Source organism: Paenibacillus sp. WLX2291 (assembly GCF_046603665.1).
Classification (GTDB): domain Bacteria; phylum Bacillota; class Bacilli; order Paenibacillales; family Paenibacillaceae; genus Saccharibacillus.
Window position 1 is genome coordinate 891,916 of record NZ_CP176755.1, and the last position, 18,303, is coordinate 910,218.

At 45.8% G+C, this 18,303-nt stretch carries 17 protein-coding genes and 1 riboswitch; of the genes, 9 read left to right on the forward strand and 8 right to left on the reverse strand.

Features of this window, described 5'->3' with window-relative positions; translation table 11 throughout:
- Positions 1-429: 429 nt before the first annotated feature.
- The 5 genes from ACDE64_RS03850 to ACDE64_RS03870 all read left to right on the forward strand — a co-directional run bounded on the left by ACDE64_RS03850 (position 430) and on the right by ACDE64_RS03870 (position 5,612).
- On the forward strand, positions 430-1,596 hold the full coding sequence (locus ACDE64_RS03850) for a transglutaminase domain-containing protein (protein ID WP_411349050.1): 1,167 nt from the start codon (positions 430-432) through the stop codon (positions 1,594-1,596).
- 570 nt (positions 1,597-2,166) lie between these two features.
- A complete protein-coding gene (locus tag ACDE64_RS03855; protein ID WP_411346687.1) occupies positions 2,167-3,096 on the forward strand; it encodes a glycoside hydrolase family 43 protein in 930 nt (309 codons plus the stop codon).
- A 211-nt stretch (positions 3,097-3,307) separates the two neighbouring features.
- Positions 3,308-4,138: a protease inhibitor I42 family protein gene (locus tag ACDE64_RS03860; protein ID WP_411349051.1), complete on the forward strand. Its 831-nt coding sequence runs from the start codon at positions 3,308-3,310 to the stop codon at positions 4,136-4,138.
- Positions 4,139-4,321: 183 nt separating this feature from the next.
- The gene (locus tag ACDE64_RS03865; protein ID WP_411349052.1) at positions 4,322-4,957 is read left to right on the forward strand and encodes an RNA polymerase sigma factor; all 636 of its coding nucleotides are present in this window, start codon (positions 4,322-4,324) and stop codon (positions 4,955-4,957) included.
- Positions 4,947-5,612 (forward strand): hypothetical protein, encoded by a 666-nt coding sequence (locus ACDE64_RS03870; RefSeq protein ID WP_411349053.1) that lies wholly within the window; start codon positions 4,947-4,949, stop codon positions 5,610-5,612. Before ACDE64_RS03865 ends, ACDE64_RS03870 begins: the two co-directional genes overlap by 11 nt.
- A 348-nt stretch (positions 5,613-5,960) precedes the next feature.
- Here the strand turns inward: ACDE64_RS03870 and ACDE64_RS03875 are convergent, their stop codons facing one another.
- The 4 genes from ACDE64_RS03875 to gpmA all read right to left on the reverse strand — a co-directional run bounded on the left by ACDE64_RS03875 (position 5,961) and on the right by gpmA (position 11,261).
- Positions 5,961-7,433 (reverse strand): amino acid permease, encoded by a 1,473-nt coding sequence (locus ACDE64_RS03875; protein ID WP_411349054.1) that lies wholly within the window; start codon positions 7,431-7,433, stop codon positions 5,961-5,963.
- A 107-nt stretch (positions 7,434-7,540) separates the two neighbouring features.
- A riboswitch (Lysine riboswitch) is annotated at positions 7,541-7,737 on the reverse strand.
- A 174-nt stretch (positions 7,738-7,911) separates the two neighbouring features.
- On the reverse strand, positions 7,912-9,060 hold the full coding sequence (locus tag ACDE64_RS03880; protein ID WP_411349055.1) for a virulence factor: 1,149 nt from the start codon (positions 9,058-9,060) through the stop codon (positions 7,912-7,914).
- A gap of 377 nt (positions 9,061-9,437) precedes the next feature.
- Positions 9,438-10,217, reverse strand: a complete 780-nt coding sequence (locus ACDE64_RS03885; protein WP_411349056.1) for a DUF4253 domain-containing protein — start codon at positions 10,215-10,217, stop codon at positions 9,438-9,440.
- Between the two features lie 294 nt (positions 10,218-10,511).
- Positions 10,512-11,261 (reverse strand): 2,3-diphosphoglycerate-dependent phosphoglycerate mutase, encoded by a 750-nt coding sequence (gene gpmA, locus ACDE64_RS03890; protein ID WP_411345201.1) that lies wholly within the window; start codon positions 11,259-11,261, stop codon positions 10,512-10,514.
- Positions 11,262-11,586: 325 nt separating this feature from the next.
- On the opposite strand from gpmA, the gene ACDE64_RS03895 reads away from it, so the two are divergent.
- A complete protein-coding gene (locus ACDE64_RS03895; protein ID WP_411349057.1) occupies positions 11,587-12,717 on the forward strand; it encodes a helix-turn-helix transcriptional regulator in 1,131 nt (376 codons plus the stop codon).
- A 312-nt stretch (positions 12,718-13,029) separates the two neighbouring features.
- On the opposite strand, the gene isdG is transcribed toward ACDE64_RS03895, so the two are convergent.
- From isdG to ACDE64_RS03915, 4 genes are read right to left on the reverse strand one after another with little or no spacing between them, the layout of a single operon-like run.
- Positions 13,030-13,368 (reverse strand): heme oxygenase, encoded by a 339-nt coding sequence (isdG, locus tag ACDE64_RS03900; protein WP_411345203.1) that lies wholly within the window; start codon positions 13,366-13,368, stop codon positions 13,030-13,032.
- Positions 13,328-14,248, reverse strand: coding sequence for an ABC transporter ATP-binding protein (locus ACDE64_RS03905; RefSeq protein WP_411349058.1), 921 nt, complete (start codon positions 14,246-14,248; stop codon positions 13,328-13,330). Before ACDE64_RS03905 ends, isdG begins: the two co-directional genes overlap by 41 nt.
- Positions 14,245-15,255 (reverse strand): FecCD family ABC transporter permease, encoded by a 1,011-nt coding sequence (locus ACDE64_RS03910; RefSeq protein WP_411349059.1) that lies wholly within the window; start codon positions 15,253-15,255, stop codon positions 14,245-14,247. The genes ACDE64_RS03905 and ACDE64_RS03910 overlap by 4 nt, the downstream gene beginning before the upstream one ends.
- Positions 15,248-16,231: an ABC transporter substrate-binding protein gene (locus ACDE64_RS03915; protein ID WP_411349060.1), complete on the reverse strand. Its 984-nt coding sequence runs from the start codon at positions 16,229-16,231 to the stop codon at positions 15,248-15,250. The genes ACDE64_RS03910 and ACDE64_RS03915 overlap by 8 nt, the downstream gene beginning before the upstream one ends.
- A 445-nt stretch (positions 16,232-16,676) precedes the next feature.
- Between ACDE64_RS03915 and isdC the strand changes: the two genes are divergently transcribed.
- The 3 genes from isdC (at position 16,677) to ACDE64_RS03930 (ending at position 18,240) form a co-directional block, all read left to right on the forward strand.
- Positions 16,677-17,150 (forward strand): heme uptake protein IsdC, encoded by a 474-nt coding sequence (gene isdC / locus ACDE64_RS03920; protein WP_411349061.1) that lies wholly within the window; start codon positions 16,677-16,679, stop codon positions 17,148-17,150.
- 27 nt (positions 17,151-17,177) lie between these two features.
- On the forward strand, positions 17,178-17,663 hold the full coding sequence (locus tag ACDE64_RS03925; RefSeq protein WP_411349062.1) for an NEAT domain-containing protein: 486 nt from the start codon (positions 17,178-17,180) through the stop codon (positions 17,661-17,663).
- Positions 17,664-17,751: 88 nt separating this feature from the next.
- Positions 17,752-18,240 carry an NEAT domain-containing protein gene (locus ACDE64_RS03930; RefSeq protein WP_411349063.1) on the forward strand — a complete coding sequence of 163 codons (489 nt, stop codon included), beginning with the start codon at positions 17,752-17,754 and terminating at the stop codon, positions 18,238-18,240.
- Positions 18,241-18,303 lie beyond the last annotated feature (63 nt).

Below are 18,303 nucleotides of genomic sequence, written 5' to 3' on the forward strand. Positions count from 1 at the left end.
GGGTGAATATATTGTAGTAAAGCCTCTTTTTATCGAAAAAGAGGCTTTTTGTTCTGTATCGATCTCATACACTAATCATCGAAAGTATCTCATCTCCTGTTCATCTGCTTGGATCGATGCCAAACTGTATCCAGAGAAGCGACAGTGGTATAATGAAACAAGCCAAACAGCAAGCACATTTTGTACAGAAGGCGATACACAATACTTTCTACACGCTATTATGCTCAAATTAGCATAACCATGCGGCATTCGGACGGTTTTTTACAAAAAATTAATGTCTATTGCGCAACTATGCAAGCCTTGCTGCGTTTACCTGTAGAGACGATAAATAAATGGCTACATTCCGCCGTCTATCTATTATCCCCATCGGACATTGTGCCGATATAATGCATTACAGTGAATTTATTTGGGAAGGGCGGATACGTCTGCATGAAAAGATCAAGTCACCTCTGGGCTAAGACCCTTCTAGCCGGAACATTATTGTTTGCCGGTCTACCGCTCGTTGCTCCGCATCAGGCTGCTTATGCAGCCACTACACAGATTACCGCAACTAGTCAAAGCGATGTCGCCGATCAGCTGTATCAAGCACTGATGAACCGCGATGCGCAGACGACCATTTCATATAAAGGAACCACTACCGGTCTCAAAGCGATGCTGCAAGATGCGTTTGAACAAGCATTGGAAAAAGACCCTTACACCCATTATATACTCGACAGCTACGGTCTGAACTGGCGCCAAAGCTCGTCTGCTGCCAAAGTGACGGTACAGATGAACTACCGCGAAACCGCAGCCCAAACTGCTTATGTACAAAGTCAGGTAAAACAAATTCTATCCACGATCATCACATCCGGTATGAACGATCATGAGAAGGTCAAAGCGATTCATGACTGGGTCGTTCGTAATGTAAAATACGACGAAACATATACTCGCTATACTGCCTACGAAGCACTGCATGACGGCACTGCTGTTTGTCAGGGGTATGCACTGCTCACTTACGAACTGCTCAGACAATCGGGCATTCAGAATCTGATCGTTGAAGGAACGGCTGGTGGCGAGCTGCACGCCTGGAATCTGGTCAATCTGGATGGCACCTGGTATCACCTCGACACGACATGGGATGATCCAGTTCCCGATCAAGGCAATTACGTTCAAACGAGCTACTATCTGTTGACAGATAGTCAGATGAAACAGGATCACAACTGGACGAAAACGTATCCAGCTGCCAGCACGACATACCAGAACACACTAAGCAAACTGGTTGCCGCCGGTGGCGATAAAACAAGTGTGTATCAGCAACTTCAGCGCGCACTTGATTATTCAGGCGTATCCAGCAATCCGACGCAATCATCCAACAGTACAGCCAGCACGACCAGTGCTGCCAATGGCGCGATCAGTACGCCTGCTGCGCTCCAAGCACAAGTACAATCTGCTCAAACGAACGGCAAACATACACTGGTCTTCCGTTACAGCGGTAATTTGACCAGTCTGAAGAGTGATTTGCGCACATTATCCTCGATTGGCATCCGCTCCATTTCGTATACGGTGCAATCAGGCAGTAATACGAGTGATCTCAAGGTAACACTAAACTGGCAATAAGCCAGCTGATAGGTAATCAGATAATGCGTAACGTAGAATAAGATAACAAGGAAACAGCGATTGCTTGGTGTACCCGGCAATCGCTGTTTTTTTGGATATTGTCTGTATTCTTCTCATTTCATAAATAGATAAAGGTGAAGCAACAGAACGAACTATGGATAACGTAGCGAAATGGAACGAAATAATCCTATATTTTCAGTTGGACAAAGCACCAATAAAAGCAGTTTAGCTGTCACTCGTGTTCCATATTGTTATATACCGATAAAAGAGACAAAAATACGGAAATCCAGTATCCACGCTTTTCTGATACAAACATCAACAATAACCTTTATTTATTAACATAAATAGAAAGTAGTTAATATATATATTTACTATAAAATCATCAAAAATTGCCTCTGATATAAAGAAAGGAGGATACGGGAATATTATATTTCCCTCTGATGAAAGCGTTTTTATAATTAAGATAGACCTGACACGGACGCCGGAGCGTTGTTCCTGTTGCTGCATGTACAGGTTAAAACGCACAGAGAGGATGGGGTAACATTGCATATCAGAAGCAAAGTGGTGACCTTGCTCGTCATTGTATCGCTGATTCTGACATCGTTTGGCGATAGCCGCACGTATGCTGCACACTGGGCATTGACCGGGGATGTGGGCGTACATGATCCTTCAATCATCAAAGAGGGGAATAGCTGGTACGTCTTTTCGACTGGACAGGGCATTCAAGTGCTCAAATCGGACAACGGCACCAACTTTTACCGTGTACCACAGATTTTCCTGACAGCACCGTCATGGTGGAAAACGTACGTACCGAACCAGACACCACTGGATGTATGGGCACCGGATGCGAAGCAGTATAACGGCAAAACATGGTTGTACTACTCCATCTCCACCTTTGGTAAAAATATCTCTGCGATCGGTCTGGCTTCCGCAAGCAGCATCGGCGCAGGCAGCTGGAAAGACGAAGGCGTCGTACTGACAACAAACGGTACGCAAAATTACAACGCAATCGACCCTGAGCTGGTAATCGATGCAAACGGCGATCCATGGCTTGCTTTTGGTTCTTTCTGGAGCGGTCTGAAATTGACCAAACTGGACAAAAACACGATGAAACCAACTGGTAGCCTGACTTCCATTGCTACTCGTACTACCAATGGCGGCGCGATTGAAGCACCATCCATTACTTATCGCAACGGTTATTACTATCTGTTCGCTTCCATCGATAACTGCTGCAAAGGCGTGAACAGTACTTACAAAATCATTTATGGTCGTTCCACCAGCATCACCGGTCCGTATGTGGACAAAAATGGTGTAAGCCTGCTGAACAACGGCGGCACCATCCTCGATGCAGGCAATGATCGCTGGAAAGGTCCGGGCGGTCAGGATATCTACGGTACAAGCGTCATCGCAAGGCACTCGTATGATGCCACCGACAACGGAAATCCAAAATTGTTAGTCAGCGATCTCAACTGGGATTCCAGCGGATGGCCGACGTATTGACGCTTTCTAATCGTATATTCTTTTAGTCTCATTGGATAACACACAAACCAATTTTCCCAACCAGCAGAGGGAGAATTGGTTTGTGTTTTTTTCTATACAAAGGCTGTTTTTGTTATTTTTAAAATTCTGTGCAACGTTTAGAGATACTGAGTGGTATATGGATTAGAAGCAACAAACGAAGCACATTAGTGCTATATACTAGGAGGAAAACATGAATAACAAATTAAATCGTAAAGTGACTTTGTGGGGAACTGTATGTATGGCTGGAATGATATCACTCGGAACTTTGGGGATTCAAGAAATTGCATCCGCTCAAATCACGCCAGCATTGATTGCAAATGTATCGCAACAAAAATCTTCGATTGGAGATACTTGGACGTTCACAGCAGACAAAGATGGAACGTACACTGTTAAATTTGTATATGTTAAATATGGTAAGGACAAAACAGAAATTGCAAAGAAATTAGTATATAAAGTAAAAGTAGCAGGAACTTCTACAGAAAGCAAAGCGCCAATCGCACTGCAAACGAATACGTTGAATACAGTCAAAAAAGGAGAACTTCTTACAGTGATTTTACCTGAGGCTGATAAACAAGGATATGTATGGGTACTAAAAGACGCAGATCAATCACTTCATAGTGAAAAACAACCTGATGGGCCTATCCTCTTTACTGGAGATGGGCAAGAAAATAAACAAACGATTAAAACTACACCGAATAAAATGTTTAATATAACATTAGAGGAGAATCCTTCTACTGGATATTCTTGGTCATATAAAGCAAGCAGTAATGCTATCAGTTTAGTAAAAGAACAAAGCCAACCGCAAAACAACTCAAATGAAAATATTGTCGGTGCACCGAATGACAAATCTTGGACATTTAAAGCTGCAAAAGCTGGAACCTATACTCTAACCTTTACATCTGCACAGCCTTGGGAAAAAGACACCTCTAAAGCTGAAACAAAAACGTATACGATTGTTGTCGAAGATAATCAAACAACAGACCAAGTAAAAACATTACAATACACGATTAATGTGAAGTAGGATGTACAATGAATCACTAAGTATCGTTTGCAGAATGTGAATATAAATATGAATATGAATTTGTATGGCGCAAGGTATATTATCCATTTATGATAATATACCTTGCGCCACCTTTTTGAGGTTGATATTGGTACGATACGTTTTGCATAAGCCATTTTATTATTAAGTATAGGAGGGTTTTTTTTGTACAGTTTGTTGCATGGCGAAAAAGTATGTAATGAGAAAAAAAGTTTTTACTGGTTATTGTTTTGCAAATTAATGAATTATTTATTCAGTGCTACAACAACTCGGAATAAGGAAAAAGAGTATAGCAACGTCGAGAGTAAAGAGGAACCATTAGATATAGGTGAAAGAGCAAGAGATATTATCGATAAATATGGGGATTCACTTTTGCGTCTTTCTTATTCGTATATGCATAATTTGATGGATGCTGAAGATGTGATACAAGAAACGTTAATTCGATATTTGAACTATTGCCCTAAGTTTGACAATGATATACATGAAAAAGCATGGTTAATTCGTGTAACAATCAATTTGTGTAAGAATAAATTGAAATATAATAAACGGCGTCAATCGGATGAGTTAGACGAGGGGTTATTTTCAAGCGAAGATGCCGATTTATTGTTTGTATGGGAAGCAGTCAAAAAACTAGAGCCTGCTTATAGCGAAGTAATACATCTTTTTTACCACGAAGGCTATTCGACGGTAGATATCGCAAATTTGACTCATAGAAAAGATACAACAGTGCGTTCATTACTACATCGTGCTCGGATGAAGTTGAAATCTATACTAGTGGAGGAATATGACTTTGATGATTGAGCAAAATAAATACAACAAAATGATGGAAAAAGTAAAAATGACTCCTGAGATGCGAGAACGAATCATTGATAATGTACGCATTCAAACAGTAATGATGCAGCAACATAAAAAAAAGAAAAGCAAATTTATTTTAAAGTATCAAAAGTATATGTACGCAGCGGCTACTTTTTTAGTATTGCTTGCAGGAATAATAACTGCACAATATACGGTTAATCGTAATCCAAGTGAGAACCCTATATTATCTTCTAACAATGGTTCCAATACAGGCTCTTTTGGATTGAATGAATATGATTCCTTAGCTGAGTTGAAAACTGCTATTCCATTTACATTCAAGTCCGTTACATCTGTTCCATTTGAGCTAAAAGATACAACGTACTCTTCGTTTTCTAACACACTAGTGCAGATTGATTACATTGGCGCTACAAACCAATTAAATTTGCGCACGTCTCCTAATAAAGAAGAATTGATCGGCGATTACAATACTTATTCGCAAATCGACGAAATTGAAATAAACGATATTACTACAACGATCAAGGGTAACGACGGAAGCTACACTACAATTACGTGGAAACAAGATGGTTTATATTATTCACTTCAATTTGATCAAGGGATTAGCAAACAACAGATCCTTCAGACCTTTCGTTCCATGCAATAAATTTGATGTGAACATAGGATAGCTGAATGAGTTATATCCAGATGGACAAGTGAGATGCAGGAAAGAATAAAGGCTGGGATGCGGCTCGCAAACATTGGACTATATGATGCAACAAAAGAACTCATGGAGCAGATCACGCAAGTGTAGATACAAATAAAAAAACCTCTCTGAATCGGTAACCGTCGGATGCGACACATTGTACCGGAACAGAAAGGTTTTTTGTTATAGCTCGATTTCGCGTATACACTTAACCAGACTCACAGACTCACAGACTCACAGACTCACAGACTCACAGACTCACAGACTCAGGAGTCTGGTTCGCATATCACAGTAGACTAGACGCTAGTATTACACGTCTTGCCGTGCGCCCGTATCCAGATCGCATTGCTCCAGTGGAATAATACGTGTACGTTTTGTCCATTTATAACCGAGCCACAAAATAAGAAATAGCGGTACGCTAATGTACGTGGCAAAGATCGACTGCCAATCAATACCATCGGCAGAGAAGTACGACAAACTCTGTCCGATAATGACAACCGCACACAATACAAAAGCAAATAGCGGACCAAACGGGAACCATCTAGCACGGAATGGCAATTCACTCAGATCGCGTCCCTGCGCGGCGAACGCACGACGGAACCGATAATGACTGATCGCAATACCCAGCCACGTAATAAATCCACACATCCCAGACGCATTTAGCAGCCAGTTATATACGATTCCATCGCCAAACAGCGAAGCGAAAAAGGCGAGCATCCCGAAGGCGGCCGTGACGATCAGCGCATTTTGCGGAATGCCGCGTGAATTTAGACGCGCGAACATCTTCGGCGCTTTGCCTTCGCGTGCTAGTGCGAATAATACACGGGTGGACGCGTACATACCGGAGTTACCCGCGGATAGCACGGACGATAGAATAACTGCATTCATGACCGCAGCGGCGAACGCCAGACCTGCCTTTTCAAAAATCAGCGTAAACGGACTGACACTAATATCGGTCAGATCACTTCCTAGCAGCGATGGTGTCGTATACGGAATGATCAGACCAATCACCAGAATCGCCAAAATGTAAAAGATCAGAATCCGCCAGAACACCTGACGGATCGCGCGTGGCACATGTTCGCGTGGATTCTCACTCTCGCCCGCAGCGACCCCGATCAATTCGGTGCCCTGGAACGAGAATCCTGCCGCCATAAACACACCGATAAAGGCAAGCAGCCCGCCATGAAACGGCGCATCGCCAATCGTGAAGTTGCGGAATCCGACGGCTTCGCCACCCATAATGCCGAAGATCATCAGTACGCCGACGATCAGGAAGACGACAACGACCGCAATCTTGATCATGGCAAACCAGTATTCGGCTTCACCGTATCCTTTGACCGATAACACGTTTAGCAGGAAGATCAGTGCGAGGAATAGCAAGCTCCACAGAAACGATGAACTTTCCGGGAACCAGTATTTAATAATAATCGTCGCCGCTGACAATTCGGCAGCAATGGTGACTGCCCAGTTGTACCAGAAATTCCAGCCCATCGCGAATCCGAATGCTGGATCGACGAATCGTGCTGCATACGTATTGAAGGAACCTGAATCCGGCATATATGTCGCCATTTCGCCAAGGCTGGTCATCAGAAAATAAACCATAATGCCGACACACAGATAGGCGAGCAATGCGCCGCCCGGTCCGGCTCCGGCAACTGCACCGCCGCTCGCAAGGAACAGCCCGGTTCCGATTGAGCCGCCGAGGGCGATCATCGTCATATGTCTGGCACGCAGACCGGCTTTCAGGGTAGTAGGTGTTGGTTTCGTTGCAGGTGAACTCATGTTGCTTGGATACACTCCTTCATCAATATCCAGGGAAAGAAGGCAATAAAAATAGACCGCAGGCGAGCTGCGATCTATATACAGATAGACTCCGCACCATACTTTCCCTTTAAGATAGCTCAACACAATGAAAGGCTAGGTTTTTTCCATTGTGACAGTTCTGTTCCTTTCGGAGACAGCCCCAGCGTCATATTCTGGAGTGGAATACGGCACTTCGGCAGCAGGACCTTTTCTCCCGGGATCGACGGCGACTCCTGCGCCTGGTCCGGGGGTACTGATTCATGCTGCGACCTCTACCTCATCGGTTCTGCTGATGAGGCATATTATTTAATTAGTTAAAGTATTACGCACATGCCGACTATTGCATACTTGCAAGTAGCTGACACGGATGTGTTACAGTATAGCTTTTTGGCGTGCATTTGGCAATGACTTTTCTGTGACAGCATGCGTTATACGTTCGGACGCGGATAGTCAGGTGTTAGATGGAGCTATTTTGCTGACGGCTTTTCGCCATTTGCTGCCAGATCGTACCGGCAGCTTCTTCACCGGACTCGATGCGTTCCAGCGCCATTTTCGCCTGTAAACTCACTTCAAATTCGGGATCTTCGACGGCTGCTTCCAGCGCACCACGCGCTTCCTCCGTGCCGACCTCATACAGGAAGCGCGCCGCGCGCCAGCGAACGAGCTTGCTGCTATCCTGCAACGTTTTTAGCATCGCTGGTGTCGCTGCATCGTCACCAATATCCGACAGCGTATCGCCTGCCGTACGACGAACAGCAGCAGATTTATCCTCCAATGCGCGATATAACAGCTCCATCGCGGCTGGCGTTTTCAGATCGCCCAAGTAAACGACGGCAAGGCGGCGCAACTGCATTTTCTCATCATTCAACGCTTGCTCAATCAGCGGCAAGCTGTTCTCATCCGGCTCCAATACGTCGAAGGCGGCATAACGCATACGCCAGTCGTCACTATCCATCGCCGTAGCAATCTCGTCAGCCGACAACCCGCGCCGCTGCTCGACAAACTCTTCAGCACTCGCACCATGTGAGATTGCCTGATCAATGATTTTGCGTAGACGCTCCTGTGGAAATGCCGCTTCTAACTCCTGCTCCACCTCACGCGCAATATCCGGCAATTCGCCATAACGCACGCCATAATCGGTCAGCTTGCGTTCCTTAATCAGCGTAGCACTTGCAACCTCAGTTACCGCCTGGACAAACCGCTCTGCCAGCGAAATTCGTTCTTCCTTCGTTCCCGCCTTTACCCGAATCTGCATCGGAATGCCGCGGAAAAACTGTACGAACACATTCGCTTCTCCAAAATGCTCACCCGACAGATCTTCCGGTACTTCCAGCTTGTTCTCAATACCATCCTGACCTAGCTTCTCCTGCACTTCATTCAGAATCGCTGACCAGTCCGCACTTGCACGACGATCCAGCGCGACAAAGTCAGCCGTATGGAATACACTTTTGACCCCTTGAATATGCAGCATCTCCCGGATAAAAGACGGCGCAGAACGCTCATTGTCTACTGTATATGTTTTGCGAACACCATGCGGCAACTGCTCGTCAATCCGCAGCATCATCGTATTCGGACTCGGTGTTGGTTCTATCGATAAAATTTTCATGCAACATGTACCTCCTTGTTTACTTGTGATAACGCAATTGACCGACCAAGCGCTCAATCGCTTTATTTTATAGATGCAATACCAATACTTCAAATTGCAATGATATCAATTACAATGATACAAATTGCGGATATAATGCCATTGTGGTGGAACGACATTGTACTAGCGCCTTGCAGTACTGTCATAGCGCCAACCCTTACATTGCTGTCCAATCTTCGGTGTGTCACTACTTATTGTAACCCAAATCGTCATGTACCGGCACTGTTCTCCGCATGAGAAATGCATGAAGTCGCCGTTGTCTACGACTATTGCTTATTCAGTCCATATATATTCTGCGTGTCGACTCCAAGTATCCGCATTGCAGCTATAGAAAAGTATCAATCCCACCAGAAATACCAAATATGTTGTTGCTTCAAATAACTGGCATACTCGCCAATCGTCTCAAAGCTCTCCAACACATACTGACAAAATAACACATGCTGACGCGCCAGTTCTAGCGCATCTTCATCCGTTAGCGGAAGGTGCTGGGCGTGTAGTATCCATGTGCTTTCATTAACTGCGATTGGGATAGCACCGTACTGCTCCTGCCACTGACGGAAAATCGCCGCCTGATATACAGGCAGCGGACATTCATTGTAGCCACCCATCGGAATGATCAGCGCTGCTTCATATTCACGCCCTTGTGGCAATGTCAGCCAAAACGCACCATCTTCCTGCCGCGATTCCGCCCAATCCATATCTGGTACAGGCGCAACATGTGCTGTAGGAGTTATCGTCTCGTCAAGCATGGCGAGTGGCTGTTCGGACTCTTGCAATTGTCGGTATGCTTCATATAATTGGGTAGCGGATAACTTCTCCAGCGGCTGAAAGGAGGCAGGCAATTCGTTATATTCCAATAGCCAAGATAGTGAACGCCGCAATCCATCTGCTAGTGAGAGGGAGGATGTTTGTACTGCCATTTGCTGTACATAGTTGGATAGCGACTCGTGCTCGTCGATCACTTCCTCCATCACTTCCAACAAGTTTTCGCCTGTCAACACTAGCAAACGATGCGCTTGTGGCGATTGCGGATGCGGTGGAGCAGGGTAAACAATTTCCGCTATCTCTACCGTCTCAGTCTCATAGTCTTCTAATTGATCAAGCAGATCCTGACTCATCAGTAAAACTCCTTCCGGGTTCGGATGTAGAATGATATAGATGTGTGATGGTAATGCAAGTGAATATGTATTGCAATGAATCTTCTTATAGGAACACCAAATAAAAACGGTATACGATGACGCAACCTGTGTTCCTGTTCGCATCATTCGTATACCGTTTATTATACTCCACAGCCTGCATCGCTCCCAAACAGCCTACTTTCGCTTTTCACCAAAGCCCCCCAACTCTGAACGCTTCAGACATATAGACCAAGTAGTCTGAACTACGACATCAGCGGCAGGTGGAACGTACTCTTATTCTGTGACGTTATGCTCGTTCTCCACCTCAGCAGATTTGCGGTCAATATGCTCTTGCTCGCCTAAATAAAAGCGGCGCAGCGGATGAATCTGCTCATCCAACTCATACACCAGCGGAATACCGGTTGGAATATTCAGTTCTGTGAGTGATTTCTCATCCATATCTTCCATATATTTAATCAGCGCTCGGATCGTATTGCCATGCGCGGAAATGAGCACGCGTTCTTTTTCACGAATGAGCGGGACAATCCGTTGATGCCAGAAGTCTTCGACCCGTTTGATTGTATCCTGCAAACTCTCGCCAAGCGGCAACTCCTGTGGATCGATATGACGATACCGCTCCTCTGTACGCGGACTGCGTTCATCGTCTGGCTTGAGTAGGGGAGGACGAACAGTTAAACTACGACGCCACAGCTTTAATTGATCTTCCCCGTACTTTTGCGCTGTGTCCGATTTGCTCAGCCCTTGCAGCGCGCCGTAATGTCGCTCGTTGAGCTTCCACGACTTTTCCTCTGGAATCCAGAGCAAATCCAATTCTTCCAAAATAAAATGCATCGTCTCGATAGAACGCTTCAATACCGAGGAAAACGCCATATCAAACCCATATCCTGCTTCCCGAATCAATTGCCCGGCTACGCGCGCTTCGTGAATACCCCGTTCCGTCAGCGACACATCCGTCCATCCGGTAAATAAATTTTGCTGATTGTACTCACTTTCTCCATGCCGAACTAGAATGACGCTATACATGCTATCTTGCTCCTCTCCATGAGTGGATCATTTGGGTTGTTTGCTGCTGCGAAGTTGAATTGTTGTGCGAATAGAATGATTGTTCTCTATGTTCATTTTAACCAGAGCAAGCAGGTTACAATCGGGGAGGAAAAGGAATTGGTTATGTAGATAAAGACATAATCTGGATTGTGGATTGTCAATCCAAGTCTGGATACATGTATATTGTTTTATGTTCGATAACCATAATCCAGTTTCTGCATACAATCACCGCAACTATTATCAAACGTCATTGTCCATGTTTCCCTATACTTAAACCTATCACCACAGCAGAAAGGAGCAGCATATGAACGAAACGCACTCATCCAACCATCCTGTCCAGCAGATGATCGATATCATTGAGCACAGTCTCGCACACCAGCAAGACTTTTCCCTGTCAGAGCTGGGCGAGCAAATGAGCTATTCTCCATTCTACTGCTCATTCCTGTTCCGCCATCACACCGGAATCAGCATCAAAAAATACATCCTGCTGCGTCGTACCTTTCTGGCGGCATCCCGATTGGCAGAGACGAATGACCGCATTATCGATATCGCTGTTCAATATGGCTATTCCTCACAGGAAGCTTTTTCACGAGCATTCAAAGAGATCTTCGGCGTCACGCCCGCCGCATTCCGCAATGATCCGCAGCCATTACAGCAATATGCCAAACGCAGTCTAATTGCATCAGACACATACGAAGGAGCGATTCCCATGCACGAACTCAAAACAGCAGATATTCTCCACCTGCAACATCAAGTGGAGCAGCTTTACGAGCAGGATATTTTGAACGTATTAAACGGTCAACTGATGTATCAGGAATTTCAATCCAACCAATGGATGGGTAATAGCGACTATGTGCCGTTCAATGAAGCAATGTGCACGCATGAAGCAGCCCAAGCTATTTTCAGCCCAACGTTTCATACAATCAGAGCAGCAGGACATGGCAGTACTTTATCGAGTTATGAGCAGATTGTGATTCAGCCGCTACAGCCGCTTTGGGAGCATTTGCATGATTACAAATGTATCGTTCTCTGGTTTGGCGATGATATGTTTTGCCAGCTTAATCTGTTAACGATGCTGGCGTATCTGGAACAGCAGCAGTTCAAAGGAACGGTTTACTTCAATACGGTACAAGAGCAGACGTACGATGTACAGCAGACGGAGATGACGCTCGGAACGTTTGCTTCATTATATGAGCATGTAGTGCTGCATCACATGATGCCGGAGCAGAATCTATTGCCGGTAATGTATCAGGGGATTACATTGTATCTGACTATGCAGCAGTCCGATCATGAGTTGAAGCGCTATATTATCGCCCATCCAGAACAACCAGCTATGGAGCTAGTGCGTCAGATGCTGAAGCTGTTCACGCATTACGGTCTGGGCGATACGCAGTATATGGAGATGATTGAAGATGTGCGCGGAACAGAGAGGTAGCTACATGGATAGGCAAGAAGTAGAGAGCAAAGTAGAGGTACACATATCGCGCATGATGTACGATAAGAACATGGTAATACGATGAGAATATAGTAAAAAATAAGCGTATGACACAAAAAAGGCTGTTCCGTTAGGATACGGAGCAGCCTTTTCGTTTATTTACACATTCAGATACTCAGGCACGCATAGCATAGATTAATCGCTCTCATGTACGTCATCAATCCATCATTTTGGTTGAACCAATTCAATTGAACAAGCTACTGGCGCTTGCACGCTTGATCTTGTTCACAGCTTATGCCTTTGACACGATCCTTATACCGCTGCCTGATCACCGCTTGGCGATTGCTGCGGATCACGAACAATCTTCACTTCATAGAAACCGATTTTGTTATCCAGAATATAATCTGGAATATTGCGGTGTGCGTGGGATTCGCGGAACGCGTCGCTGCGTGTCCAGCCGTGGAAATGGTCTTTGGATTCCCAGCGAGTGCTGATTACGACCTCGTCGTATTCTTTGTTGCCATCATTGTACAGCACTTCCAGACCGAGAAAGCCTTCCATAAATTCCACTTTGCCTACTTTGTCAAAACGTTCAACCAGCAGATGGGCACTACCTTTGGTGATTTGCGATGTGTTCGTTACGATGATCATGGGATTGTCCTCCTGAATGGTGAGGGATTACTGGTACGATGACCGGATACTTCCCTTCATATTTAATAGTGGCATTCATGCCGTATACCTGTTTGATAAAATCATCCGTCAGCAACTCCAGCGGCTGCCCCTGTGCAGCTAGCTGTCCGCCCTTGAGAGCGATCATATGATCACAGTAAGCGGCTGCCTGCTGTAGATCATGTAGCACCATCACAATCGTCAAACCAGTATCGCGATTGATTCGATGCAGCATATCCATCACTTCAAACTGATGAGCGATGTCGAGAAAGGTCGTTGGCTCGTCTAGTAGCACGACCGGTGTCTTCTGAGCAAGCACCATGGCAATTCGTGCTCGTTGCTGTTCGCCGCCAGATAACGTATGGAACATCCGGTCACTGTAAGCGGCGATGCCTGTCCAGTCCATCATCTGTTGTACAATGGCGTCATCTTCGGCGCTGTGTAGTGTCTGGAAACGTCGCTTGTGTGGAGCACGTCCATACGCGACCAGTTCACGCACCGTAAGCAATGGCAAAGATTCTTTTAGCTGGGGGAGCATTGTGATTCGGCGTGACCATTCTCGCAGACTATATTGTGACGATAGTTGTCCAAGTACTTGCACCGTACCGCGATCCGGCTTGAGCAGTCGTACCATGATGCGCAGCAATGTCGATTTGCCCGAGCCGTTCGGTCCGACAATGGCGGTCATTTTGCCTGCCGGAATAGATAGCGAAATGGAGTCCAGCCGGAAATGCCCGCGGTTTAGAGCAATATCCTGAACATGAATGGCATGGTTAGGATCTGAATGTAGCTCCCAATGGATTCCATCCTGTGACAAGGCGGCATCAGTCGAAGTTGTTGGCATATGATTGGCAAATGTCATGACAGCACCGGTCCTTTTCTTTTTAATAAATAAAGGAAGAATGGAGCGCCGATAACCGCCAGCAGAATGCCAACTGGCAGTTCGACTGGATCAAACCACGAACGGGCAATCTGATCTGCCAGCACAATGAGTACACCGCCGCCAACCATGGAGTACGGTAGCAGAAAGCGATAATCTTCGCCGATTAACAGCCGGATCATATGCGGTACAACTAGCCCGACAAAGCCGACCAATCCTGCGACACTGACCGCTGCCCCTGCCAGCAGTGCCGCTAGCATGATCAACAAGAAGCGCTGCAACTCTACCCGCTGTCCGAGTAATTTTGCTGAATCGTCACCGAGCAGCAGTAGATTGGCAGGCTGGATAGCGAACAGACACAGCACCAGACCAATCAGTGCGTAAGGCGCCATGAACTCCAGATGATGCCAGCTGCGTCCGTTCAATCCACCGGATAGCCAAGGCAATACCGCCTGCACACGGTCGCTAAATACGACCATGATGCCATTCGTCACCGCGCCGAGCAGCGCATTAACCGCCACACCTGCCAGTACAATTTTGACAGGGGAAGCGCCGTGCTCCCATGCCATAAAGTAGATGATGATCGCTGTGATAAAGGCACCGATAAAAGCAGTCACTGGCAGCAGATAGCTGAATTGCGGCAAAATAACCATCGTGACCATCGCCGCCAGCCCACCACCTGCCGAGACGCCGATAATGCCAGGATCGGCAAGCGGATTTTTCATGACGCCCTGTAGCAATGCACCGGACGCAGCGAGACAGGCACCGACAAGGATACCGATCAACACACGCGGCAAGCGCAAATCCATGATAATGGTGCGGTATACAGATTTTTGTTGACCGGACAGCACTGCTAGCAGATCGGATAACGGAATGGAGATCGCTCCGTAAGCAATGCTGTACAGTGACACTACAAATAGTAGTGTTGGCAACAGTACGGCAAGCAGTAGACGGCGACGCGACCGCCTGCGAATATCAGCGTTACCCATGAGATGCGGTATCCGGGTAGAGCAGATTGTGTAGCAGATCCAATGCTTCGGTTACACGAGTACCGGGATTCGTGCCGAACAGATCGGAGGGAAGTACTTCGACGTTATTGTTCTTCACCGCGCTTACACTGCTCCATGCCTGATTATCCTGCATTTCCTTGAGAAAGCCGGCTTTCACTTCCTCGCTGTTACCATGAGTCATAATGAATACATAATCTGGATCAGCTTCTACGACTCGCTCGGTACTCAACTGGGCATATTGCGGATAATTTTGCAGTCCGGGCAGATCGGCAGCGATATTACTTCCACCTGCCAGCTCCAAAATGTTGCCGCTGAGCGAGTTGGGCAGTGCTGCCATATATGTACCGGGTGCGCCATAGACGAGCAGCACTTTGGGCTGGGTTCCATTGGCTTGGCTATGTGTAGCGAGTTTGGCGATATGCTGCTTCAGCTCAGTATTGAGCTGGGATGCTTGCTCCGGTTTGTTCAATAGCTGTCCGAATAAAGTAATCTGCCGCTGTATATCGTCAACCGAGTTGGCGGCGCTAAGTATCATTTGCGCACCGATGCCTTCCACGGATGGGATATCCTTTTCATTCATCGGACTGTTGCCAAGCACAACATCCGGCTCAAGCAGAGCGACCTTTTCCAGATCAATCTCGTGAGTGGAGCCGATCGTCTGTACATTCTCCGCTTCCTTGACTGGAGCGCCGCCGCTGGACGTAGGGCGCCCGACAACTGTGCCGCCCAAAGCGTACACGATATTCACCTCGCCATTGCTAAGCGCTACGATACGCTGTGGTGTATGTTGCAGACGAACGGTTCTGCCTGCAAAATCGGTAACCGTCACCGGTGATCCTGTCGCTTCGGCTACTGCCGAGCCTGTTGTAGGGGATGTGTTGCTACCAGCTGGTTGACTGCATCCGGCAAGTGCACACATCAGCAGGACGGATAAACCGAGATAAGAAGCCTTCATGAACATCTATTCCTCCTGCCATTTGTATACAAAATATTGTAAGGTGTTAATTGATAATTGTTTTCAATTACCTTAACCTAAATGATAATTAATATCATTTGAGGCGTCAACATTAAAATGAATTTTAATTTATTTTTTTTAGAAAAAAGCTCTAAATTCGTGTTAGCTTTATGTGCGTATAGATGAAAACAAAATAAAGAGTACGCCTGAAATTCCTTATCACATGAGGGATTAAGCAAAAAATGACGTATTGACAAGTAGGAAAAATATAGTCTACCATTGGCATTGTGTAATGCACACAACTTTCCTGATAATGAACAGGGAGGGAAAAACTAGCATTTCACATGTCCTGCGAGGACATTTATTTTTTAAAGTTAATTGAGAATGATAATCAATTAACTTGCCAGCATCCCAAAAAAGTTAGAAAGGAGGAACCCTGTCACCAATGAAACGGAAATTCGCTTTACCGGTAGTATGGATGATTATGATCGCAATGCTAGTTGTCGGAACCGCACCATCTTCCGCCAACGCAGCTGCATCATCCCGACCGGCTGTAGGTACATATACGCTGGATTACGATATTGTGCGGGCAGAAGACAATTCTGTATCGATGGCAAACGATTATTTTGAGAAGCCTGCCAAACTGTATGTGACTGGCAGCAAAATGACGATGCAAATTACGATTAACCACAGCGCTTGGACGACGCAGTTCAAGGTGAAGTACAAAGGCAAAATCGTAAACAGCACCGTGCTCAAAACGAACACAACCAAAGATACGCGCATCGTTCAATTCCCGATTGCGGATATCACCAATCCGATGATCTCGCAAATTCACGTTACTGTACCTTCATACAACTACGACCACGACTACACGATTCGCTTCAAGTTTGACCGAAGCAGCCTGAAAAAAGTCAAATAATCCATCCAAATCGAGGAGAGTGTTGTTATGAATATTGCAATCAACCGTCAACAAAAATGGAGCTTCAAAAATACCCTGCTGGCTATGGTCATGACTGCTTTGCTGGGCGTTCTGGTTCTGCCATTCGGCGCTAGCCAAGCACACGCAGCACTGGCAAACGGAACGTATTCCGTAGATTACACTGTACTGGCAGATGGCACATCCAATACATCGCGTCTGGATAGCTATGTTGTGAAACCAGCAACTGTAACAGTAGCTAACGGCGTAACCAAAGCTCGTATCACAATCACAAGCAGCAACCTGATCACAGCGTTCAAAGTAGAACAAAATGGTCAACTGGTTGATGCTACCGTTGTTAGCACAAACACAGCAAACAACACTCGCGTTGTTGAATTCCCGGTTGCTGATCTGGATGCAACACTGAACGCTTACGCTGAGATCAAAATCCCAGTGATCAACTACACTGGTAAATACAACGTTGACCTGAAATTCGATTCTTCCAGCGCTGAGTAATCGCATTTTATTTACACTACGCTCTGTAAGATGGAATTGGGAATAACAGAACCGTTAATCAAACTACAAAAGAAGGAGAATGAATACAATGAATATGACATTGAACCGTATGGAAAAAGGAACATGGTTGAAAGCACTCATGATCGCAATGGTAGTCGCTCTGGTTGGCGCCCTGATGGCACCGTGGGCTTCCAAAGCGGATGCAGCGATTGCAGATGGCACATACCAAATTGACTACACTGTATATGCGAACGGCACGAACAATGCTTCTTATATGGACAGCTCCGAGTATTCCCGTAAACCAGCTACGCTGATCGTATCCGGTGGCAAAGCAACGGTAAAAGTAACACTGAATCATAAAGATTGGATCAAATCCTTCAAAACGCAACAAAACGGAACGTACGTTGCTGCTACATCCACAACAAGTGGTGATACTGTAACATACACATTCCCAGTAAGTAATCTGTCTGCAAAAGTGAATGCACAAATCCATGTTGTGGTTCCTGCTGAAATTGCAGGTCAAGCATACGATAACACGTACACTGTGCAATATCTGTTTGACCAAGAAAGCATCTAAATTAAAAGACAAAACGATGTAGACGTATGACGATTGCTTATCTGGGGCCACCCGGCCCCGGAT